Source organism: Novosphingobium aquae, assembly GCF_037572715.1.
Classification (GTDB): domain Bacteria; phylum Pseudomonadota; class Alphaproteobacteria; order Sphingomonadales; family Sphingomonadaceae; genus Novosphingobium; species Novosphingobium aquae.
In genome coordinates, this window is sequence record NZ_JBBHJY010000002.1 from 248,533 (window position 1) to 271,242 (window position 22,710).

The window sequence follows — 22,710 nt, forward strand, 5'->3', positions numbered from 1 at the left end:
AGAAAAATAGACGATGCGACCCTTTTGCCGCCTCTGACGCGGCTTTGCCACCTTGCAGATGTATCGCACCTGACACACCTTCCCGCTTTACACCCGGCGCGTGACAGGTGAGCCTGCCGACATTGGACCGGGCAGCGGAACAGCGCAGTCTGGCAGCAGGGGAGAGTGACATGGCAAGTGCGACAATCTTTGCGCAGGCCCGCAGCCGCGCGGCAATGATCGGGACGATCCTTTCCTCAGGGCTTGCCCTCGCCTCCCCGGCGCTGGCCAAGCCTCAGGCCACTCCTGCGCCCGCGACCTGCAAGTTCGTGCCGGCCACGCCGATACTCAAGGATGTCGGGATCGAGCCCCAATTGCTGATCAACGCCACCTGCGTCGATCCGGACTACAACGAAAAGACCTTCGTGATCGACAAGACCGAGCAGCTGACTTTCCAGTTGCCCGATGGAGGCCCGCTGGTCCCCTATACCCAGATTACCGGCCATTTCCCTGCGACGAAAACCCCGGTGCAGTTACCCGCTGGCGTGATCCAGAGCCCGACCCTGTTCGAACAGAAATACGTGCTGCGGTTTCCCGCCAAGGAGTTCTTCAAGCACCGTTCCTTCGAACAGCAGCACCCGTCAGGCGGCGGGATGGTCGACAACCGGATGGCCTTCGTCAACGGAGCGATGTCGATCAACTGGGTGAGCCCGAGCGTGGTCAATGCCGTCGCCACCTTCCGCCATCAGGCTGCGGCGACAAAGGTCGCCAAGGGCATCGCCCGCCGGCTCTATGACGATGATCGCAAGATCTATTCCTATTTCTGGGGTTGCAGCGGCGGCGGGATTGTCTCGATGGCCGCGGCCGAAAATACCACCGGCGTGTGGGACGGGGTGCAGGTGCAATGCACTGGCCCTTATGGCGTGAGCACCTATCACTCGTTCCAGTGGCAAGCGCAGTACACCTTTGGCATTCCCAAGGCCAAGCGCGACGCAATCGCCGAGGCTGCAATGCCGGGCGGCACCGGAGACATTTACGCCGGCCTCGACAATGACGAAAAGTCGATCCTCAACGAGTTTCTTTCCGCTGGTTATCCGCTGCCGATCATCGGCAAGCATTTCGACAACCTTCTGCCGCTGGTCGACCCGGTCGACATCCGCCTGGCCGACCCGAGCTATGAAGACGATTTCTGGTCGAAGCCCGGCTATGCCGGTTCAAAACCGCCGAAGTACCTGAAGGCGGCGAAGGTCGATAGCTGGGTGACTGTCACCGGCATTGACCGCGACGCCTCCGGCAAGCCGACCGCCGTCCATTTCGACAAGGACGCCTTCCCGGCTGCAACGGCAACGGGCGATACCTACCTGGAATTCTGGGTCTATGACGATGATGGCAGGACCCGCCTGATCGATGGCACGCGCGCCAATGGTGCCCCCACCGAAAACAAGCGCCGCTACAGCCTGATGGGAATTCTCGACCGCCAGACCGCCACGCTGGCCCTGTCCGGCTCGGTCAAGGACGTGTTCGGCGGATCGGCCCCGATCACCAACAGCCCGGTGCTGCTGGGTGGGCTGAAGGTGGGCAGCAAGGTGCGGGTCAACAACCGCTTCATCCTGTCGATCTATTTCTATCCGCGCCACAGCATCATTCCGGGCATGCGCAGCTATGACCAGTATCGCAATGCCAATGGCAGCCCCAAGTACCCACAGCGCAAGGACCTTTCGGTGCTTACCCATGCCAATTACCGGACCATGGGCGGACGTATCGAAACCGGGGCGGTGAAGACCAGGACCATGGTGCTCGAAGGCCGCTCGGACAATCTCTCGTGGCCGATCTTCAACTCCAGCTATGCGGAGAAGATCGCCCGCACCATGGGACCCAAGGCGGATTCGACCATGCGTTTCTACCTTCACGACAACGGCCGCCATGCGGCGGGCGCCGGTGAACCGGGCGTGTGGCAGCAATCGATCCAGGACCTGATGGCCTGGGCGGAAAAGGGAATCGCCCCGCCCAAATCGACCGCCTATGCCATCCGCAACGGCCAGGTCATCCCGCCAGACGATGCCGCGGCCCGCGGCGGCCTCCAGCCGGTGATGGACCTCAAGGTCAATGGCGGCACCCGCGCAAAGGCGGCGGCGGGCCAACCGGTGACACTGCGCGCCAGCTTCGCCATGCCGCCGAAAACCGGCATGATCGTGCAATATGGCTGGTCGATCGAAGGCAAGGCCGATGTGCCCAACGTGCTGGCAAAGCCGCAGGTTTCCTCGTCGGCATCGCGCACGATCAGCTTTGACAAGCCGGGCATCTACACCGTGCGCCTGACAGTCAGCGGCCAGCGTGACGGCCTGATCAACCCGGCGAACATGGCGCTGCCGCAGAACTGGCAGGAAGTGAAAGTGGTGGTGGAATAGAACCACCTGGCAAGGCGCGGGCGGGAGGCCGGGGCCCCGCCCGGCCCACCGTGGAAAGCCTACTGCTTGATGCCGGCTGCCAGCCCCGCCCCGCTGATCGTAGCACCGTTGAGATACCAGGCCATTGCCATTTCCAGCGCGTGCGGTCCGAAGAAGCCGCCGGAAAACAGGCCGGTTGCGCCGGTGCCGCCGAGAGTGCCGGAAAAGCCCGAGCCGGTTGACGATATCGTGCCCGTCCCGCTGAAAGTGCCAAAGCTTGTCACCGGCCCGCCGCCCGAAGTACCCGCCAGCGTAAGCGTGGTCGACACCGTGCTTGCGCCGAAATTGGCCGTGAAGGATACCGAGCTGTTTCCCTGAAGCGTGTAGGACTGCCCCGCCGACACAATGGCACCGCCGGTCCCGGCCGAATAGATGGCTACCCCCGTGCGCGGCATGTCGGCCGCGTAGGTCGGAGCGCCGCCAACAGACAGACGGATCGTTCCATTCGTCGTTGTCGTGTCGAAACGGCCCCAGGAACCGAGCACCGTGTAGCTGAGCGGCACGCCTGAGCCAGAAATGGGCACTGTCAGTGAAAACTGGTTCCGCTGGGTGCCGGTTTCATTGACCCAGGTCTGGGTTGCCCCGGATGGCGGCTTCGCCATGGCGGGCGTGAAGGTAAAGGTCGCGCCGTCCTGGGCGGTAAGGCGATAGCTGTCGGTCGCGGCGGTGTAGGCAATAGCCACGCCGTTTCCGAAATTCTGGGCGGTGCCGCTGGTCAGGCCAGCGGCAGAGCTGTCATACTGCACCCCGGCCGGCTGGAACGTGCGGTCGCCGGTCATGTCGGCAATCCTGGTATAGCTCGGCGGGGCGGGTGGCGGCGGTATCGTGCTAACAAGGGTGCCGCCACTGCCGCCGCAAGCGCTGACGAAAAACACGATGCCGCAAGTCGTTACGCCGCGCATACGACCAGTCTGATCCATGGAGCGTTCCTTCCTGCGACCCGGCAGCGACTCCCGCCGCCCCGAGGCCTGTCAGTTAGGCACGAAACATCCTGCCGGACAAGCAGGATGCGGGCGTCAATTGCCCACTGCTCCATTCCGGCACGAACTTTGGACAGGCGAAGGTGGGGAGGAAGTTCCTCCCCGAATTCCCCGGCAGCCTACTGTTTGATGCCGGCTGCCAGGCCAGCCCCGCTCATCGTGGGGCCATTCAAGTACCAGGCCATGGCCATTTCAAGCGCCTGCGGGCCGAAAAACCCGCCCGAGAACAGGCCGGTCGCGCCGGTGCTGGTCAGCGTCCCGGTAAAGCCCGAACCGCTGGACGAGATGGTGCCGGTTCCGTTGAAGGTGCCGAAACTGGTGATCGGGCCGCCGGTGAATTGCGTGCCGGCAAGCGTGAGCGTCGTCGAGACCGAATTGGCCGCAAAATTGGCTGAGAAGGTCATCGTGCTGTTGCCTTGCAGGTTGTAGCCCGCCCCGCTCTGGACAATGGTGCCACCCGTGCCAGCTGTGTAGTTGGCGCTACCGGTGCGCGGCATGTCAGCGGAAAGAGTGGGCGAACCGCCGACGGCAAGGCGGAAAGTGCCGTTGTTTGTCGTCGTATCGATCCGGCCCCATGATCCGAGGATAGTATAGCTTAGCGCCACGCCATTGGAGGCAGGCACGGTGAGCACCAACTGATCGCGCTGGGTGCCGCTGACACCGACCCAGACCTGGCTGTTTGGTGTGGCCGGCGCGGGCGGCTGTGCCATTGCAGGCGTGAAGGTGAAGGTCGCAGCATCGGGTGATGTCAGCCGATAGCTGTCACTCGCGGCAGTGTAGGCGATAGTCACCCCGGCGCCGAAGTTCTGTGTGGTGCCGTTAGCGATCCCGGCAGAGGAGGTGTTGTACTGCACCCCGCCCGACTGAAATGTACGATCGCCGGTCATGTCGACGATCTTGGTATAGGAAGGCGGGGGCGGAGCGGGGGGAGGCGTACTGATGACGCCGCCACCAGAGGAGCCGCCGCCGCAGGCGCTGACGAAAAATACGATACCCGACGCCAATGCGGCTCGGACCATGCCTTTGCTTTCCAATCTCCTGGCCCCCCTCCTAAAAAGCGGCAGTGATCCCCACTTCACCGCTAAGTCGTTTGTAATCATAGATTTCTACAGTTGAAAAGTTCCGCTCCCACCGAATTCGCGCGATCGGCGCGAACGGGCCGACGCGCAGTTGGCGAAAGGTTGTGGAAAGGCCGGCGCTAAAGCGATTGTCGATCCGGCGCTGCGGATAGAGGAACAGTCGCTCGTCAGCTTCTAGGTGGCCGAAGCCGAGATTGGCCACCACGGTCATCGCGCCCATTTCGCGCCAGGCGTAGATCGAGGCATTGCCGCTAGCGAGGGCATAGCCGGGATCAGCCGCGGTCTGGCGCGATGCCGAAAGCTGCAGTCCGCCGCCGACCTTCTCCGAAAAGGCATGGTCGAGCGAACCGGAAAGCGAGAACAGGTCCCCCGTCTGCGCGGCGTTGCGGCGGTTGGTAACGTGGGCGATGCCGCCTTCGGCGCGCATCTGCGTGCGCTTGCCCAGCGGGTGCTGCCAACTGGCATTGCCGCCGAGCGAGACGGTGTAGGGATCGGTGCCGTACCAGCGCCATGCCGGACCGATCGACAGCGCGATCCGGTCAATCCCCGAGCGGTATTCCGGGCCGACCTGAAGGCCGATGGTGAAATCATCGAACTGCGACTGCCGGTACAGGTCGGCGCTCCCCGAAAGCCGCGCGACCAGCGCCGCGCCGCCCGGCAGCGGCCGGCGCAGATAGGCCTGCCCGCGCAGCGCAAGCCCCAGACCGGACTTCGCCTTCGCATCCTGATCCAGCGTGAAATCGCCGATGACCGTACCCAGCATATCGGACCGCGTCGCCCGATTGATGTTGGTATCGGGGGCGAGCACGACTTCGATACTGACACCGTAAGGCTTCGCTGCGCTCAGCGCATTGGCGTAGAAACGCACCATGCGCTCCACTTCGGGAGGCAGGCCGCCCGCCTGCGCCGCGCGGAATTCGCGCTCGGCAGAACCGAGGTTGCCCATCATCGCCTGCATCCGCGCCAGTTCCAGCCGCACGCGCGCCGCCTTGGGCTTTTCATCGAGGATCGCGCGGAATTCGACCGCCGCGTCCCGCAAGCGGCCCATCCTCTCGGCCAGCATCATGCCAAGCCGAAACCGCGCCTCGGTCCGCAGTTCGACATCGGGATTGGAGGAGAGCGCGCGGTAGGCCTGCTCGGCCGATCGGTAATCGCCGGTGTCGCGGGCCTTGTCGGCAAAGGCGAACAATTGCGCCGGGGTAAGCTGGACCTCGGCGGGGCTTTCCGCCGGCACGTCCTGCGCCAGAACGGGCGCGGACAGGGCCGCCAGCCCTGCGCCAAGTGCTAGCAGCAGCCGGCTAATATATGCGAATCGACGACCCATCCCTGTGGCCGCGATAGAGCAAGGTGCTGGGGAGGCAAAGAAATTGTGGTCGCTCCGCTTTCCGCGTCATTCCACCAACCGCATTTCCGCCTCCACCAAAGCCATTGACTCAATCACTCGCGCGCGCGAGCAGGAGAGAAATCGTTTCAAAAGGAACCGGAATGAAATCTGCCGTCCTTCTCGCCTCGGCTGCTGTGTTGGCGCTGGGTGCTGCACCTGCCCTTGCCGCCACGCCCGAAACCGCAGCCGCCTCCCCTGCCGCGAGCTCCGACCCGGCCAAGTCCGGCAAGTACGGCGAATGGGGCGTCGCGCTGGAGAACCGCGACCTTGCGGTGAAGCCGGGCGACGATTTCGACAAGTACGCCTCGGGCAAGTGGCTGGCGAAGACGCCGATCCCGGCGGACCGCGCCGGGGTCAGCTCGTTCCTTGAACTCTACGACCGCACGCAGGACAATCTGCGCGCTCTGGTGACCAAAGGGGACAGCACCAAGTACGGCGCGTTCTACAAGAGCTTCATGGACGAAAAGGGCGTCGAGGCGCGGGGCATGGCGCCGCTGCTGGCCGATATTGCCAAGGTCCGCGCGCTGGAAAGCAAGCGCGATTTCGCCCGGTTCATGGGCACGACCAACGGCGATTACGGCATCGCGCCGTTCAACTGGGGGGTCGAGGCGGACACCGCCGATGCCTCGATGACCGTGCTGTGGCTGTACCAGGGGGGCATCGGCATGCCCGAGCGCGACTATTACCTGAATACACGCTTCGCCCCACAGCGCGCCGCCTACAAGGCGTATATCGCGCGCACTCTTGCCAAGCTTGGCGAGCCCAATGCGGCGGCAATGGCGGGCAAGGTCTTCGCGCTGGAAACCGCCTTTGCGCAGAAGTCATGGCCGGCCGCTGATCGCCGCGATGTCGACAAGGTCAACAACCCGATGTCGTCGCTCGACCTCGCGCAATATGCCCCCGGCATCGAATGGAACGCCTTCTGGGAAGGCGCGGGCGTGCCGGCGCAGAAGCGGTTGATCGTGTCGGAAAAGACCGCCGTGCGCGATATTGCCGGGGTCTATGCCAATACGCCACTGGACGTGCTGAAGGCGTGGCAGATGTTCCACATCGCCGATGGTGCCTCGCCCTATCTGGGCAAGGCGATGGTCGACAGCCGGTTCCAGTATCGCAAGACGATCTCGGGCGTGACCTCGATCCTGCCGCGCTGGAAACGTGCGGTAAGTCAGGTCGATGCCTCAATGGGAGAACTGCTCGGGCAGGACTACGTCAAGGCGCACTTCCCGCCGCGCGCCAAGGCCAAGATGGAAGAGCTGGTTGCCAACCTCAAGCTCGCCATGGCCGACCGCATCAAGAGCAATGCCTGGATGAGTGAGCCGACCAAGGCGTCGGGCCTGGAAAAGCTGGCGAAGATGGACGTGATGGTCGGCTATCCCGACAAGTTCCGCAGCTATGACGCGCTGAAGATCGATGCCGGCGACCTCTACGGAAACGTCCAGCGCGCCGGCAAGTTCGATGCCGACTACAACCTCGCCGATCTGGGCAAGCCGGTCGATCGCAAGAAGTGGGCGATGAACCCGCAGACGATCAACGCCTATAACGGGGGGCTGGAAAACAAGATCGTCTTCCCCGCCGGCATTCTTCAGGCCCCGTTCTTTGACATGGAGGCGGACGACGCGGTGAATTACGGCGCGATCGGCGCGGTGATAGGCCATGAAATCGTCCACGGCTTCGACGATCAGGGCCGCAAGATCGACGCCACCGGCGCTGTGCGCGACTGGTGGACCAAGGAAGACAACGACCGTTTCATCAAGGAAGCCAAGATCTTCGGCGACCAGTATGCGAAGTTCGAGGCGGCGCCCGGCCAGTTCGTCAATCCAGACCTGACCATGGGCGAGAACATCGCCGACCTTGGCGGCATGCTGGTGGCGCTCGACGCCTATCGCAAGTCGCTGAACGGCAAGCCTGCGCCGGTGATCGGCGGCCTGACCGGCGAACAGCGTTTCTTCCTCGCCTGGGCGCAGGTGTGGCGCGAGAAGAACCGCGAGGACGCCATCCGCAGCCAGATCACGTCCGACCCGCACAGCCCCGGCCGCTTCCGCGTGCTCGGTCCGCTGGCGAATGTCGATGCGTGGTACGATGCGTTCGGCGTCAAGCCGGGCGACAAGATGTACATCGCCCCGGAAAAGCGCGCGCGGTTGTGGTGAGGTACGCGTAACGCCCCTCTCCCAGCTTCGCTAGACGCTGGTGCGGCAAGCTACGCTAACCCTCTCCCCGGTTGGGAGAGGATACGAAGGCTTGGGAGCAAAGCGAGCTAGCCGCAGTTGGAGAGAGACCGCCTCAGGTCGTGGGCTTCTTCGGCTCGCGGTACAGGTCGTGGCAGCCCTTGCAGGTCATGGCTTCGCCCAGCACGTCGTTCACGGCAGGGACCGAGCCGGTTTCGCCCAGCTTGGCGATCTGTTCGGCACCGGCAACGAAGGCATCGAGCCGCTTGGAAAAGTCCGCCCAGTTGCTCCACGCCTCGGGCTTGGTGCGGCCGCCTGGAACCTTCATCGAGAAGGCACCGTGCGATTCCTTTGCGTCGCGGGCCAGCGCAGCGGTGGTTTCCTTGAGCTTGGCTGCAGGAGCGATTCCGGCGACGATTTCGCCGAGCAGTTCGGAATCCTTGTCGATCTGGATCATCAACTGCTGGCGTTCATAGATCAGCGTCTCGATCTCGTCCTTGGACAGCTTCGATACGTCAACCGCGGCAGGCGCAGCCTGCTGCGTCGCGGCGAGCGGACCGCCGCCAATGAGCACGGCCACGGCCAGCACTGCCAGCGCCGCGCCGATCTTCAGACCCGGCTTCGTCTTCGCAATCATTCGTTTTCCCCGCACAGTCGCTTTGGTGTTTTCTTGAATGAAATCACATTTCCACGATGTGAACGCCGCCGGCAACCGCCGGGGCGGTGCCGTGTATCAGCGCTGTAACAAATGGTGCCGATCTGGAAACGGACCCCTTACTTGCCCTGTCCCAGCAGCTTGACCGGCCCGATCAGCCCCGAAGGCCGCAGCGGCGCATCGGGCTTGTAGGTGGGCATTGCCGTCCATGTCAGCTTGGTCGCGCCGGGCTGGCGGTCACCGATCAGGCGGTTGACCCACAGGTTCGCCACCTTCACTTCGAGGCGGTTCTTGCCCTTCTTTACCGCGCTGCCAATCTCCACCCGGTAGGGCGGATGCCACGCCGCACCCGCGGGCTTGCTGTTGATCGACACTTCGGCCAGCTCGCGCACATCGCCCAGGTCAAGCCACAGCGGCTGCCCCGGCTTCCAGCCCTTCGGCGTGGTGAAATCGCGGGAATAGGTCGCCATGCCGGAAAAGTACTTGATTCCCGAATCGGCGTTCTTTTCCAGCCCCTCAAGCGCGGCGAGCTTCGCCCCCGAAGGCGCGCCCCGGCCCGGCTGGAAGGCCACATCCCAAGCGCCGGCGATCGTTGCCAGTTCGACCGGCACGACCTTCTTGATCGCCAGCGATGCAGTCGGTGCAGGCTTGCGGAACACCACGTGGAAAGACTTTTCCGCGCCGAATTGCAGCGGCACCACGGTCTCGCCGCCTTCGATCCGGTAGCTGAGCGGCTCGGACTTGCCGGTTTCGGCATCCCATAGCTCGGGGGCCTTGCCGGTGACGCGGAAACGCGCCTCGACATTGGCGGGCACGTTGTTGCGGTTGACGAGGAAGTAGCTGTCGCCACCGGCCAGCCGGCGGTGGACGAATTCCACCCGCACGTCCGCGCCGCCATCATGGCGGAAGTCGGAGGTAATGCCGGCACCGGCCAGCGCGGCTTCGATATTGCGCGAGGCGATGACCTGCCCCTTGCCCAGCTTGGTCACGTCGCCGCCGGCCCACAGCTTGCCGGCCAGTGCCGACCATTCGGCGGAATTGTCAGACAGGCTCGGGCTGCTCTCCGGCTTCATGCCAACGATGGTCGCGCCGCCTTCAACCAGCGCTGCCAGCCGCTTCAGCGCGGAAAGCGTCATGCGGTGTGTCGATCCGCCCAGATACAGCGCCTTGTACCGCGCCCCGCCGGTGGAGACGATTTCCGCACCGTCATTCGACAGGGCATCGGTCAGCGCGCCGTAGTTGACGAAGTCATAGGCATAGGTCCTGGGCGCATCCTTCACCGGGCCATCGCCATACAGGCTGGTGAGCGGGGCTTCCTCGCCATAGAAATAGGCGACGTCGGCAAAGTTGCGCCCAGCCTGCAACATGGCCGAATTGCGCGCCATGTAATCGACCCAGGGCTTGGCCATTTCGGCCCAGGATTCGTGCCGGTTGAAGTACTGACCGAAAATGAACAGCGACAAGCCGGGGAATTTGCTGTCCATCGGCTGGTGCACCGAGGTGTGGATCACCGGGCGGTTGACGCCGGTGACGAATTCGATGTCGATCATGCGCTTCAGGTCGTTGGGCGCATAGTTCCAGGGATTCATCGCTGCCGTCAGCGATTCCGCCGCGACAATGTTCTGGCCGAAAACGTGGGCGACCGATGCCGCGCCCTTCATGTCGGCGATCAGCGTATCGCGCAGGGCTCCGCCGCGCGGGAAGGTCCAGAACGCGGCCATCGGCACGTCAGCATAGCGCCGCATTTCCATGTCATCGCCAAGCGAGGGGCGTTTGTCTTCCAGCGCCTCGCCATAGACCTTGAGGCCGTTTTCGTGCGCCACCTTGGCGACCGTGCCATAATGTTCGCTGGCCATCAGATCGGCTAGCGTGCGGCGATAATCGTAGAGGAACTTGTCGCTTTCGGCGCGCGATCCGATGATCGTCCCGGTCAGCGTCGGCAGCCACGGCGTGGGATCATAACCGCGCAGGCGCTTGAACTGGTCAACCATCTTCGGCGTCCAGTTGGCCGCGCCAACCTCGATCGAGTCGGTCAGGATGGCGCGGACACCCTTGTCACCCAGCATGCCGCCCGAGGCGTCCTTGTACATGCCGATGTAGTGATCGAGATAGCGGCGCACGGAGGGGCCATCGAACTTGTCCACTTCCAGCCCGGTCGCTTCGGGCGGGGCGGGATGGTTGGTCGTGCCAAGCAGGGTCGACCCCAGCCGGAGGACCTTCCACTTGCCCTTCGGCGGGGTCCAGTCGAGCGAGCCATCGGCCTTGAGGCGCGATGTGAGATCAATCACCGAGGAAGGCGCAACGCCGGCGGCATCGGCCACGTCGGTGCTCAGCTTGTAGTAATCGCGCTCCAGCTCAAACCCGGCCTTGGCTTCATAGCGGTCGATGCGCGGATCGGCCTGCAGCCTGAAGTCCGCCACGCGCAGTGGCATACGGGGGCCACCGCCGCCCAGCGCAGATCCGTACAGTCCCGCATCGGCCCCTTCCGCTGAGGCTCCGAGCGCGTTGATGTTGAAAGACTTCGGCGGCATCATCACGCGGAAATAGCGCGCGGTGACGGGTGCAAAACTCACGGTCGTCGGCACTGGCTGAACCGACAGATCGGCGATCTTGCGCCATGCCTTGCCATCGTCGCTCGCCTCAAGCCGGGGTTCGACCAGCGAACCGAGGAAGGCAACCGAGGCACCGGGAATCATGATCGTGGCTGCGCGTACCGTCTGTGGAGCGGCATAGGTCACCAGCAGTCCCGCATCGCTCTGGCCGATGGTACCAATATCTGTTGCCGAGGCGAGATCACCATCGACCATCGGCGCCATAGATAGCGGCTTGCCATCAAGCGTGGTCACCGTTGGCACCGCGAGCGCGGCCGGCTCCGTCACCGGAAAGGCAAGCACGGCAATGTCGGCAAAATGCTTCGGCTTGACCTTTTTTGCGCCCGAACCACCCATCAATTCCTCGATGGACATCGCAGGTCCCATGCCCTGGAACGGTCCGGTCACGTTCACTGGCGCAGCGATCCGGCCCTTGAAGGGCCTGCCGCCTTCGACCAGCGTTTCGCTCCAGACGACCTTCTTGAGGCCATCTTCAGGCTTCACCCAGGGGCCGCCGGTTTCCGACCAGCCCGGTGAAGCGGCGATGGCGAGTTCCAGCCCGTGGCGTTCGGCTTCATTGGCGGTGAAACGGAAGGCGTCCTTCCAGCCTTCGTCCATATAGACCAGCCGCTTGTCGACCACTTGCGGGGTCTGCAGGTTGGCATCGAAGTTCTGCATGCCGCCGATGCCGACGCGCTTCATCCATGCAAGGTCCTTGGCGATGCCGTCCTTGGTGATGTTGCCGTTCATCCAGTGCCACCACACGCGCGGGCGAGCGGACTGCGGGGGATTGACGAACTGGTCTTCGAGGCTTGGCTGAGCCGGAGCGGCAGCTGGGGCCGCCGTCTGGGCGACCGCGCTGGCGGGAACAAGTGCCGTGGCCAGCAGCAGTGCCGCGCGCAGAGAACCGGTCGAACCGAAAGCCTTCATGTCATACCTCTCAGCAGATCGCCGCGATTCCCGCGTGCGAAATTGGTCTGACAGACAAAGCACGATTCGGCGATGCAATCAAATAATTCCCTATCCAATCATTTTCGATCACCGCTCGGACGATCTTGCAGGTGGAGACAAGCCCGCCCCATTGCCACGCCCTTCGACGCAAGGCAGGGCACCGTCAAAGACATCTGCAATCAAGGGAAACGCCCATGAAGATCGACAACACCATCGCCGCCGTCGTCACCGGCGGGTCCTCGGGCCTCGGCAAGGCTACCGTGCAGGCGCTTGCCGCTGCCGGCGTCAAGGTCGCCATTTTCGACATCAACGAAGACGTCGGCGAAGCGCTGGCCAAGGAAGTTGGCGGCGTGTTCTGCAACGTCAACATCATGGACGAAGAGAGCGTCGAGGCCGGCTTTGCCAAGGCCCGCGCGGCCAACGGCCAGGAACGCCTTGTCGTCCACTGCGCGATGGTTGCCGGTGGCGGCAAGACCGTGGGCTGGGACAAGGAAAACAACTGCTACAAGCGCGCCACCACCGAAGGCTTCGCCAAGTCGATGGAAGGCATCGCCACCGCCAGCTTCCGCGTCGCCTCGATCGCCGCACTGGGCATGGCCAATTCGCAGCCGCTGAACGAAGACGGTGAGCGCGGTTGCATCATCCTGACCTCGTCGGTCGCATCGCAGGACGGCCAGATGGGCCAGGTCGCCTATGGCGGCGGCAAGGGCGCGGTCAATTCGATGGTCCTGCCGATGGCGCGCGACCTGATGGACGTCGGCATTCGCGTCAACGCGATCCTGCCTGGCACCTTCGCCACCCCGCCTATGCTCGGCGTCAAGGCCAAGGCCCCGGCGATCTATGAGAACCTCGAAAAGGCCGTCCCCTTCCCCAAGCGTCTTGGCATGCCCGAGGAATTCGCCAGCCTGGCTCTGGAGATTGCCCGGAACACCTACATGAACGCGCAACTGCTGCGGCTTGACGGCGGCATCCGCTTCCAGCCGAAGTAAGCAAACGGCCCCGGCCTTACGCCGGAACACTGACACCGGTAGCACGCCCGGACCCCTGCGGTTCGGGCGTTCTACTTTGCGCGGCGTATTTAGCGGTTGCCGCACCGTCCTGACTTTGCCAGTCAACTGGCAAGGCCAAAAAAAGGGGGACGGGATGACGGCGGCTCAGCGGCAAGCGAACATGGGCTTTATCGGGCTGATCGTGGCGGTCGCCACGCTCGGCGGGTTCATGTTCGGCTATGATTCGGGCGCGATCAACGGCACCACGAAAGGCCTGGCGACGACCTTCGGCCTCGACGAGGCGAACCTTGGCCTGACCGCCAGCTCGCTGCTGCCGGGCTGCGCACTTGGCGCCTTCATGGCGGGCCGGCTGGCGGACCTGAAGGGCCGGCGCTGGGTCATGGTTACGGCGGCGATTCTGTTCATTCTCTCGGCGCTCTGGGCCGGCGCGGCGAACAGCGCGGTGTCCTTCGCCCTTGCTCGGTTCATTGCCGGTGCGGCAGTGGGCGCGGCATCGGTGCTGTCACCCGCCTACATTTCCGAAGTGACCCCGGCCAACCTGCGCGGGCGGCTGTCCTCGATCCAGCAGATCATGATCATCACCGGGCTTCTCGGGGCGGCATCATCCAACCTGATGCTGCAGCGGCTCGCCGGGTCGTCGCTGAACGAGATCTGGGGCGCCCCGGCCTGGCGCTGGATGTTCTGGGTCCAGGCGGTTCCTGCCGTGCTGTTCCTCGTCTCGCTGATGTTCGTGCCCGAAAGCCCGCGCTTCCTCGTCGCCAAGGGCCGCATGGACGAAGCGCTGGCCGTGCTCACCCGCCTGTTCGGATCTGACGAAGCCCCGCGCATCGCCGGCGAAATCCGTGACAGTCTGGCCAAGGATCACCAGCCGAGTATGAAGGACCTCAAGGATCCCGCCACCGGCAAGTGGCGGCGCATCGTCTGGGTCGGCATCGGCCTCGCCGTGTTCCAGCAGTTCGTCGGCATCAACGTGGTGTTCTATTACGGCATCATGCTGTGGGAAGCGGTCGGCTTTACCGAGCAGCAAGCCTTCACCACGCAAGTGATCAACGATGCCGTTTCGGTCGGCGCCTGCATCGTCGCGCTGATGCTGATCGACAAGGTCGGGCGCAGGCCGCTGCTGCTGATTGGTTCGCTCGGCATGGCGGTGACGCTGGGGCTGATGACCTTCGCCTTCACGCAAGGCACGATCATCGAGGGCAAACTGGTGCTGCCGCCCGAAATGGGAACCCTCGCCTTCGTCGCGGCGATTTCCTATGCAGCGCTGTTCAACCTGTCGTGGGGCCCGGTGATGTGGGTCTTGCTGGGCGAGATGTTCCCCAACCAGATGCGCGGAAGCGCGCTGGCGGTGGCGGGCGCGGCGCAGTGGAGCGCCAACTTCGCGATCTCCTCGAGCTTTCCCTGGGCGCTCAAGAATCTGGGGCTGGCGACGGCCTACGGCTTCTATGCGACCTGCGCGGCGATCTCGTTCTGGTTCGTGCTGAAGATGGTCAAGGAGACCAAGGGCAAGACGCTGGAGCAGATGGAGGGGTAGGGAGCCTCCAAAGTGCTCACATCCTTCGTCATTGCGAGGAGGCGCAGGGACGAAGCAATCCAGTGGCGTTGCGTGCTGGACTCTGGCTTGCCGCGTCGACTTCGCCTCCTGGCAATGACGAAGGTGAGCCTCGCGGGTCTGGCCTTTCCTGAAGGCCTCGCCTCGTTTACGGCCATCCCATGACCCTCAGCCCCGATCGCCTTGACCGTTTCGCCCGCCACATCGTGCTGCCCGAAGTTGGCGGCGCTGGGCAGGTTGCGCTGACGCAGGCGCATGTCGTGCTGGTCGGCTGCGGCGGGATCGGATCTCCGGCGCTGCAATACCTTGCGGGCGCGGGCGTCGGGCGGTTGACGCTGATCGACGACGACACGGTCGATGCCAGCAACCTGCAGCGCCAGACGATCTTCACCCCCGCCGATATCGGGCGGCCCAAAGCGGAAGCGGCAGCGGAATGGGTGGCAAGGTTCGACCCCCAGATTGAGGCCCGCGCGGTCATCATGCGTTTGGGGGGGGATAACGCCGCGCGGGTCCTCAGGGGGGACGTGAGCGTCGTAGTCGATGGGTGTGACAACTTCGCGACTCGTCTGATCGTATCCGACACTTGCACCGCGCTGAGTATGCCGCTGACCAGCGCCGCGCTGGGCCGTTTTCAGGGACAGGTCGCGAACTTTGCGGGACACCTGCCGGGACAGGCCTGCTATCGCTGCTGGGTGGGCGATGCCTTCGATGCCGAGGACTGCGATACCTGCTCGGCGGACGGCGTGCTGGGCGCGATGGTCGGCATGGTCGGCGCTTTCGCCGCGATGAGCGCGATCCGCGTCATCCTCGAAGGCAAGGCAGCGCTGGGCGATCCGCAGTGGGGCCAGCTCCAGCTGTTCGATGGCCTCGCCCCGTCAATGCGCACCATCGGCGTGCCCAAGGACCCCGAGTGCCGGGGCTGCAATCCGGCCTGAGGCCACCTTAGCCATCGCCGTCACGATGGCATCCCCCTTCCCTCTTCCGCAATTGATTCGCATCAAGGATCGCCGGGCTTGAGGAGAGGAAAACCCTCCCATCCGATGCAACGCCAGCGCCGCGCGCGCCGCCGATGGGAGAGTAGTAATGAAAATGGACGACATGGTGATCATCAGCGTCGATGATCACATCAGCGAACCCGGTGACCTGTTCACCCACCACCTCAGCGGCCCCGCGCTCGCTTCCGCCCCGACCTTCAAGCAGAAGTCGAACGGGTCAAACTATTGGGACTATCAAGGCCTGAAGATGGCCTCGGTCGCGCTCAACGGCGTCGTCGGCCGGCCCAAGGAAGAATACGGCATGGAGCCGACCAGCCTTGACCAGCTGCGCAAGGGCTGCTGGGACCCGGCCGCCCGCGTCGATGACATGGACGTCAACGGCATCGCCGCCAGCCTCAACTTCGGCACGCTGATCGGCCTCGATGGGCTGATGTTCTGCAATGCGCCGGACAAGACCTATGCCGTCCAGCACGTGCAGGCCTATAACGACTATCACTGGTTCCAGTGGTGCCAGGCCCACCCCGGCCGCTTCATCATGAACGGCATCCTGCCGGCCTGGGACATCGACGCCACGGTCGCGGAAATCCACCGCCTGGCCAAGCAAGGCTGCACCTCGGTCTCGTTCAACGAGAACCCGACCAAGCGCGGCCTGCCTTCGGTCCACAACTCCTACTGGGAGCCGATGTGGAAGGCCTGCGCCGATACCGACATGACGATCAACCTGCACATCGGTGCCGGCAACCCCAGCCCCCACGCCACCGATGAATCGCCGATCGAGGCATGGATCACCACCATGCCGATGTCGGTTTCAATCGGCCTTGCCGACTGGCTGCACCTTGAAGCGTTGCACCGTTATCCGCTGAAAATCGCCATGTCGGAAAGCGGCATCGGCTGGATTCCCTACCTGCTCGAACGCGCCGACTATGCCCACGAACAGCACTCGGCCTGGACCCATTCGGACAGCTACCTGAAAGGCAAGAAGCCTTCGGACGTGTACCACGAACACTTCTATTCGTGCTTCATCGACGACGCCTATGGCTGCCGCAACCTCGACGCGCTGGGTGAGGACAAGGTCTGCTACGAAGTCGATTACCCGCACTCCGACGCGCCGTGGCCGAATGCTCCCGAAGTGCTGTGGCGCTCGGTCAGCAAGCTTTCCGACGAAGTGATCGACAAGATCACCCACAAGAACGCGATGGCCCTCTACCGCTTCGATCCCTTCGCGCACCACGCCAAGGCAGATCTGACGGTAAAAGCCCTGCGCGCCAAGGCCGCGGCCAACGGTGTCGACACGACGGTCAGGTCCACTGGCGGTGCAGCACCGGAAAATCAGGCCGACAAGCAGCGCGCCATCACCTCGGGCGATGTCAACGCGATGTTCAAGAAGCACGCCGAAGCGGTTTGACCAGTATCGCTGCATTACGCTCCCTCCCCCTTGATGGGGGAGGGATGCGAAGACTTGGCAGCAGCGCTGCCTAGTCGCAGCTGGGTGGGGGTGCGCTCTCCGCCGGACGTAGCGCCTGCGGCACGATCACCCCTATCCAACTTCGCCTAGCTCCCTTCAGGAGCAGGGCTGCGTATCCTTTCCCCATCAAGGGGAAAAGATAGTCACCTAATAACTCGCCCCGTCGACGATCCGCCGCGGTAGGTCACTCCACAGCGAGGGATCGAACATGCGTATGTTCACACCCATGCGCTGGTAGGTGTCATCAATCGCCGTCCAGTGCGTCACGCAGCCGCAGTGCGCGCAGCGCCAGGTGGTGAGCGAACAGTCCCCCTGCACATAGCCTGCCAGCTCGCCCGTCACGCTGACGCTGTCCGGCGGGCCATAGTGCCACAGCGTACCGAGCCGCCGGCAGACCGAGCAATTGCACTCCGCCACTTCGGTTGGTGTATCGGCGATGGTGATGGTCACGGCGCCGCAGTGGCAGGTTCCCTGATGACCGCTCATCCCAGCATCTCCTCCACCCAGGCCGGCACGACCTCGCTCGCCGGACCCAGCCGCGTTTCGTGGAAGCTCTGCGATCCCTGCGAGCGCTCGAGGTTCAGTTCCAGCGTCTGCGCCCCCAGATCGCGCGCAGTCTGGACGAAGCCCGCCGCCGGATAGACCGCGCCCGATGTGCCGATGGAAACGAACAGATCCGCCTCGCGCAGCGCCGCGTAGATCTCGTTCATGCGGTAAGGCATCTCGCCAAACCACACGACATCAGGCCGCAGCGCGCGCGATCCGCAGACCGGGCAAGGAGGCCGGTCGAACAGCGGCCCAGTCCAGTGCAGGCGCGAATCACAGGCTGTGCACCAGGCGTTGAGATGCTCGCCGTGCATGTGCAGCACGCGCCGCGCGCCGCCGCGCTCGTGCAGGTCATCAACGTTCTGCGTGACGATCAGCAGGCTTCCCTTCCAACCCGCATCCAGCCGCGCCAGCGCCATGTGCGCCTCGTTCGGCACCTTCGTCTGGATTGCCGCGCGGCGCATGTCGTAGAAGCGGTGAACAAGGTTGGGATCGCGCGCGAAAGCCTCGGGCGTGGCGACGTCCTCCACCCGGTGCTGCTCCCACAATCCGCCGCCATCACGAAAGGTGTCGATCCCGCTTTCGGCGGATACGCCTGCGCCGGTGAGGACGACGATATTGCGGATTTCAGGCACGCGAACCTCTTTCCCTCGTCACCCTGAACTTGTTTCAGGGTCCATTGTGCCCCAAGGACAGGTCCGAGTGTGGGGCACGATGGATGCTGAAACAAGTTCAGCATGAGGGCCTTTTGTGGAGTTGGCATGGCACGCATCGGCATTATCGGCAGCGAAGGACGCATGGGGCAGGCACTGGCGCGCGCCATCGCGGCCAAGGGCGAGACGCTTTCCGGCGGGATAGATAAGGGCGGCGATGCCCTCGCCCTCGCCCGCGTCAGCGACGTGCTGGTCGATTTCTCCAGCCCCCACGCGCTCGAGGCGAACCTTGATGCAGCGGCCGAGGCGGGGATTCCCATCGTCGTCGGCACCACCGGCCTTGAAGAGCGCCACCACTGGCTCTGCGACAGCGCCGCGAACAACACTGCCGTCCTGCAGACCGGCAACACCTCGCTCGGAGTGACGCTGCTGGCTTGGCTGGTGCGCGAAGCCGCCGCGCGGCTGGGCGATGACTGGGATATCGAGATTGTCGAGACGCATCACCGCATGAAGGTCGACGCGCCATCCGGCACCGCGCTGCTGCTCGGCCAGGCCGCTGCGCAGGGGCGCGGGGTGGACCTCACCGCCGTGTCCGAACGCGGGCGTGACGGCATCACGGGTGCGCGCAAGCCCGGCGCGATCGGCTTTGCTTCCTTACGCGGCGGCACCGTCCCCGGCGATCACACGGTGAGCCTGTTCGGCGATCACGAACGCATCAGCCTCTCGCACTTGGCCGAAGACCGCATGATCTTCGCCGCCGGCGCGGTGAAGGCGGCGCAATGGTTGATTGGCAAGCCCGCCAGGCGTTACGCGATGGGTGAGGTCCTGGGGCTTTGACCCGCGACGAGATTTTCGAATTCTTCCGCCGCCTCGCCGAGCTGAACCCCGCGCCTGAAACCGAGCTGCTGTTCGGCAATGCCTACCAGCTCGTCGTTGCCGTCGCGCTTTCGGCACAGGCGACCGACGTGGGCGTGAACAAGGCGACCCGCGCGCTGTTCCGCAAGGTGCAAACGCCCCAACAGATGCTCGACCTTGGCGAGGAGGGCCTGCGCGAGCACATCAAGACCATCGGCCTGTTCAATACCAAGGCCAAGAACGTCATCGCGCTCAGCCAGTTGCTGGTCGATGAATTCGGCGGTGAGGTTCCCTCAACGCGCGAGGAACTGGTGCGGCTGCCCGGCGTCGGCCGCAAGACCGCCAATGTCGTGCTCAACTGCTGGTTCGGGCAGGAAACCTTCGCGGTCGATACCCACATCTTCCGCGTCGGCAACCGCACCGGCCTCGCCAAGGGCAAGACGCCGGATCAAGTAGAAGCCAAACTGGAAAAACGCGTCCCCGCCCCCTTCCGCATGGGCGCGCACCACTGGCTGATCCTGCACGGGCGTTATGTCTGCAAGGCGCGCACGCCGGAATGCTGGCGCTGCCCGGTGGTGGACCTTTGCAGTTTCAAGGCGAAGGTGCTCGAACCAAAGGGCACCTCATCGTCCCGGACCTGATCCGCCACGACGTGATCCCTAATTGTAGTTCGAAGGATCCAGCTCCAGCCCCGCCCGCCCATCCGCCGCCGTATGCGCCGGAGCGTGCGGGTGTTCGACGAATTCGCCTTCCTCGGGCTCGAGCATGCCTTCCCACTTGGTGATCACCGACGTCGCCACCGCATTGCCGACCACGTTGGTCGCGGTGCGGCCCATGTCGAGGAACTGATCGATGGCGAGGATTATCGCCACACCTTCGACCGGCAGGCCGAACATTGCGAGCGTGCCGGTGATCACCACGAGGCTGGCGCGCGGCACGGCGGCGATGCCCTTGGAACTGATCATCAGCGTCAGCAGAATCATGATCTGCGTCGCCACCGGCAAGTCGATATTATAGGCCTGCGCGATGAAGATCGTCGCAAAGCTCATGTACATCATCGAACCATCGAGGTTGAAGCTGTAGCCCAGCGGCAGCATGAAGCCCGAAATGCGGCGCGGCACGCCGAAGCGGTCAAGCTGTTCGAACATCTTGGGCAGCGCCGCCTCGCTCGACGCGGTCGAGAAGGCGATCATCATCGGCTGGCGGATGTAGCGGATCAGCGTGATGATCCGCTTGCCCAGGAAAATCGCGCCAATGCCCAGCAGGATGATCCAAAGCAGCGCAAGGCTGAGATAGAATTCGACCAGAAGCTCAAGGTAGGTCTTGAGGATTTCCAGCCCGCTTGCGGCCACCACGTTGGCGAGCGCGCCGAACACCGCGATCGGCGCATAGCGCATGACGTAGCCGGTGATCTGCAGCATCATTTCGGCCAGCGCATCGGCGCCGCGCACCAGCGGCTTGCCCTTTTCGCCGATGGCCGAAAGCGCCACGCCGGCGAAGATCGAGAAGACCAGGATCTGCAGGATGTTGTTCGTCGCCATCGCGTCGAAGGCGTTCTTGGGGAAGATCGAGAGGATGAATTCGGGCGCGTTGAGGTGCTTGACCTCGCCCACGGCCTTGGCGGCGGCGGCAACATCGGGGATCGGCGCGCCGACGCCCGGCTTGAGCAGGTTGACCATGATCAGGCCGAGCCCGATCGAGATCAGGCTGGCGGTGATGAACCACGCCAGCGCGCGGACGCCAATGCGGCCCAGCGCCGTGCTGTCGCCCATGTGGGCAATGCCGACCACGATGGTAGACAGCACCAGCGGCGCGACCAGCAGCTTGATCAGGTTGAGGAAGATGTCAGAAAGCAGCTTGAGCCACGGCGCAATGTCCGCCTTGATCGTCGCGGCATCGACCATCATGTGCAGGCCCTGCCCGACGATGACGCCCAGCAGCATGCCCATCAGGATATAGAAAGTCAGCCGCCGATCCATGCGTCCAGTTCCCCGCGTGAAATATTGTTGCGGGTGAGACTAACCGCGCCGGGCAGCACTGGCAATGCGCCTTGGCCGGTTCATCCCAAACAAGCGGTGTGGGGGGCAGAACCTGTGGTCTGGTCGCGATGTTCCTCTCCATTTTTGCCGAATGGCACAAATGGGGAGGTGGATGGCCCGTCAGGGCCAGATGGAGGGGTATCGACCTTGCCGCATTACCCCTCCGTCAGCCGCTGTGCGGCTGCCACCTCTCCATTTGCCCTGCGGGAAAATGGAGAGGATCCGGGATCGTCAGCGCGCCAACGCAGCCTCAGCCACGCGCGCGTAAATCCGGGCGAGTGCCTCAAGATCAGCAATCGCCACGGCTTCATCGCGCTTGTGCATCGTTGCATTGCACAGGCCGAACTCAATCACCGGGCACAGGTTCTTGAGGAACCGCGCGTCCGAAGTGCCGCCAGTGGTGCTGGCTTCAGGCTCAATACCGGTTTCCGCCTTCACGGCATCGGCGATCATCGCGGAGAAGTCGCCCGGCAGGGTGATGAACGCCTCGCCCGAGATAACGGCGCGCGCTGTGCCGCCGTGGCGCGCAGCGATGGCGCTCACCCGGTCAGCGAGTTCCTGCCCGGTGTGGAGCGCGTTGAAGCGGATCGAAATCCGCGCGCTGGCCTTGGGCGGGATGACGTTGGTCGCCGGGTTGCCGATGGCAATATCGGTGATTTCAAGGTTCGATGCCTGGAACCACTCGGTGCCGTTATCGAGCTTCAGCGCGTCGAGCTCTGCCAGCATGGCAACCAGCCGCGGCGCGGGATTGTCGGCGAGGTGCGGATAGGCGACATGACCCTCGCGGCCTTCGACTTCGAGCCAGATATTGACCGAACCGCGCCGGCCGATCTTCATCGTGTCGCCCAGCCGCGCGCTGGATGTGGGTTCACCGACCAAACACAGGTCGGGCACCGCGCCCAGTTCCTGCATCGTGTCCATCAGCGCCAGCGTGCCGTATTTCGCCGGACCTTCCTCGTCACCGGTGAGGATCATGCTGAGCGTGCCGGCATCGGCTGGCACCTGTTCGGCGGCAGCGATCATCGCGGCAATTGCGCCCTTCATGTCGACCGCGCCGCGTCCGTAAAGCAGTTCGCCGCGCCGTTCGGGAAGGAACGGGCCGGAAGTCCAGCCCTCGCCCGGCGGCACGACATCAAGGTGGCCGGCAAAGGCGAAGTGGCGGCTGCCCTCGGGCCCCTTGCGGATGGCGAAGAGGTTTTCGACCGGGCCATCAGGGGCATCGCCGCTGATCTTGCGGTGCACCTCGAAGCCGAGCGGACGCAGGCGCGCTTCAAGGCAATCGAACACCACACCGCGCGCCGGGGTAACGCTGGGGCAGGCGATCAGGTCTTCGGCGAGTTGGACGACATCGATCATGCCGGCGC

17 protein-coding genes are annotated in these 22,710 nt (G+C 64.1%); 8 read left to right on the forward strand and 9 right to left on the reverse strand.

Translation table 11 applies throughout. The features are described from left to right. The first annotated feature begins 170 nt into the window (after positions 1–170). A complete protein-coding gene (locus tag WG900_RS06525; protein ID WP_339965699.1) occupies positions 171–2,387 on the forward strand; it encodes a PKD domain-containing protein in 2,217 nt (738 codons plus the stop codon). 59 nt (positions 2,388–2,446) lie between these two features. Here the strand turns inward: WG900_RS06525 and WG900_RS06530 are convergent, their stop codons facing one another. The 3 genes from WG900_RS06530 to WG900_RS06540 all read right to left on the reverse strand — a co-directional run bounded on the left by WG900_RS06530 (position 2,447) and on the right by WG900_RS06540 (position 5,809). Next, on the reverse strand, positions 2,447–3,346 hold the full coding sequence (locus tag WG900_RS06530) for a transferrin-binding protein-like solute binding protein (RefSeq protein ID WP_339965701.1): 900 nt from the start codon (positions 3,344–3,346) through the stop codon (positions 2,447–2,449). 179 nt (positions 3,347–3,525) lie between these two features. Then, positions 3,526–4,425, reverse strand: coding sequence for a transferrin-binding protein-like solute binding protein (locus WG900_RS06535; RefSeq protein ID WP_339965703.1), 900 nt, complete (start codon positions 4,423–4,425; stop codon positions 3,526–3,528). A 31-nt stretch (positions 4,426–4,456) separates the two neighbouring features. Next, on the reverse strand, positions 4,457–5,809 hold the full coding sequence (locus WG900_RS06540; RefSeq protein ID WP_339965705.1) for a surface lipoprotein assembly modifier: 1,353 nt from the start codon (positions 5,807–5,809) through the stop codon (positions 4,457–4,459). 161 nt (positions 5,810–5,970) lie between these two features. Between WG900_RS06540 and WG900_RS06545 the strand changes: the two genes are divergently transcribed. Further along, positions 5,971–8,016, forward strand: a complete 2,046-nt coding sequence (locus tag WG900_RS06545) for a M13 family metallopeptidase (protein ID WP_339965707.1) — start codon at positions 5,971–5,973, stop codon at positions 8,014–8,016. 133 nt (positions 8,017–8,149) lie between these two features. On the opposite strand, the gene WG900_RS06550 is transcribed toward WG900_RS06545, so the two are convergent. Both WG900_RS06550 and WG900_RS06555 read right to left on the reverse strand, forming a co-directional pair. Then, positions 8,150–8,671, reverse strand: a complete 522-nt coding sequence (locus tag WG900_RS06550) for a c-type cytochrome (RefSeq protein ID WP_339965709.1) — start codon at positions 8,669–8,671, stop codon at positions 8,150–8,152. 137 nt (positions 8,672–8,808) lie between these two features. After that, on the reverse strand, positions 8,809–12,210 hold the full coding sequence (locus tag WG900_RS06555) for a glycosyl hydrolase (protein ID WP_339965711.1): 3,402 nt from the start codon (positions 12,208–12,210) through the stop codon (positions 8,809–8,811). 215 nt (positions 12,211–12,425) lie between these two features. Here WG900_RS06555 and WG900_RS06560 point away from each other — a divergent pair, with 215 nt between their 5' ends. The 4 genes from WG900_RS06560 to WG900_RS06575 all read left to right on the forward strand — a co-directional run bounded on the left by WG900_RS06560 (position 12,426) and on the right by WG900_RS06575 (position 17,193). Beyond that, positions 12,426–13,220, forward strand: a complete 795-nt coding sequence (locus tag WG900_RS06560) for an SDR family oxidoreductase (RefSeq protein WP_339965713.1) — start codon at positions 12,426–12,428, stop codon at positions 13,218–13,220. A 154-nt stretch (positions 13,221–13,374) separates the two neighbouring features. After that, positions 13,375–14,775: a sugar porter family MFS transporter gene (locus WG900_RS06565; RefSeq protein WP_339965715.1), complete on the forward strand. Its 1,401-nt coding sequence runs from the start codon at positions 13,375–13,377 to the stop codon at positions 14,773–14,775. Between the two features lie 179 nt (positions 14,776–14,954). Beyond that, positions 14,955–15,728, forward strand: coding sequence for a HesA/MoeB/ThiF family protein (locus tag WG900_RS06570; protein WP_339965717.1), 774 nt, complete (start codon positions 14,955–14,957; stop codon positions 15,726–15,728). 148 nt (positions 15,729–15,876) lie between these two features. After that, complete coding sequence (locus WG900_RS06575; protein WP_339965719.1) at positions 15,877–17,193, forward strand: amidohydrolase family protein; 1,317 nt, start codon at positions 15,877–15,879, stop codon at positions 17,191–17,193. 207 nt (positions 17,194–17,400) lie between these two features. Here WG900_RS06575 and WG900_RS06580 read toward each other — a convergent pair whose 3' ends face one another. Together WG900_RS06580 and WG900_RS06585 are read right to left on the reverse strand one after the other, a co-directional pair. After that, on the reverse strand, positions 17,401–17,739 hold the full coding sequence (locus tag WG900_RS06580; RefSeq protein ID WP_339965721.1) for a GFA family protein: 339 nt from the start codon (positions 17,737–17,739) through the stop codon (positions 17,401–17,403). Next, positions 17,736–18,434 (reverse strand): NAD-dependent deacylase, encoded by a 699-nt coding sequence (locus tag WG900_RS06585; RefSeq protein WP_339965723.1) that lies wholly within the window; start codon positions 18,432–18,434, stop codon positions 17,736–17,738. Before WG900_RS06585 ends, WG900_RS06580 begins: the two co-directional genes overlap by 4 nt. A gap of 126 nt (positions 18,435–18,560) precedes the next feature. On the opposite strand from WG900_RS06585, the gene dapB reads away from it, so the two are divergent. Together dapB and nth are read left to right on the forward strand one after the other, a co-directional pair. After that, positions 18,561–19,289 carry a 4-hydroxy-tetrahydrodipicolinate reductase gene (dapB, locus tag WG900_RS06590; RefSeq protein WP_339965725.1) on the forward strand — a complete coding sequence of 243 codons (729 nt, stop codon included), beginning with the start codon at positions 18,561–18,563 and terminating at the stop codon, positions 19,287–19,289. Then, a complete protein-coding gene (gene nth / locus WG900_RS06595; protein ID WP_339965727.1) occupies positions 19,286–19,948 on the forward strand; it encodes an endonuclease III in 663 nt (220 codons plus the stop codon). Before dapB ends, nth begins: the two co-directional genes overlap by 4 nt. Positions 19,949–19,966: 18 nt before the next feature. Here the strand turns inward: nth and WG900_RS06600 are convergent, their stop codons facing one another. Further along, positions 19,967–21,286 (reverse strand): dicarboxylate/amino acid:cation symporter, encoded by a 1,320-nt coding sequence (locus tag WG900_RS06600; protein WP_339965729.1) that lies wholly within the window; start codon positions 21,284–21,286, stop codon positions 19,967–19,969. A 291-nt stretch (positions 21,287–21,577) separates the two neighbouring features. After that, complete coding sequence (gene dapE / locus WG900_RS06605; RefSeq protein ID WP_339965731.1) at positions 21,578–22,702, reverse strand: succinyl-diaminopimelate desuccinylase; 1,125 nt, start codon at positions 22,700–22,702, stop codon at positions 21,578–21,580. Positions 22,703–22,710 lie beyond the last annotated feature (8 nt).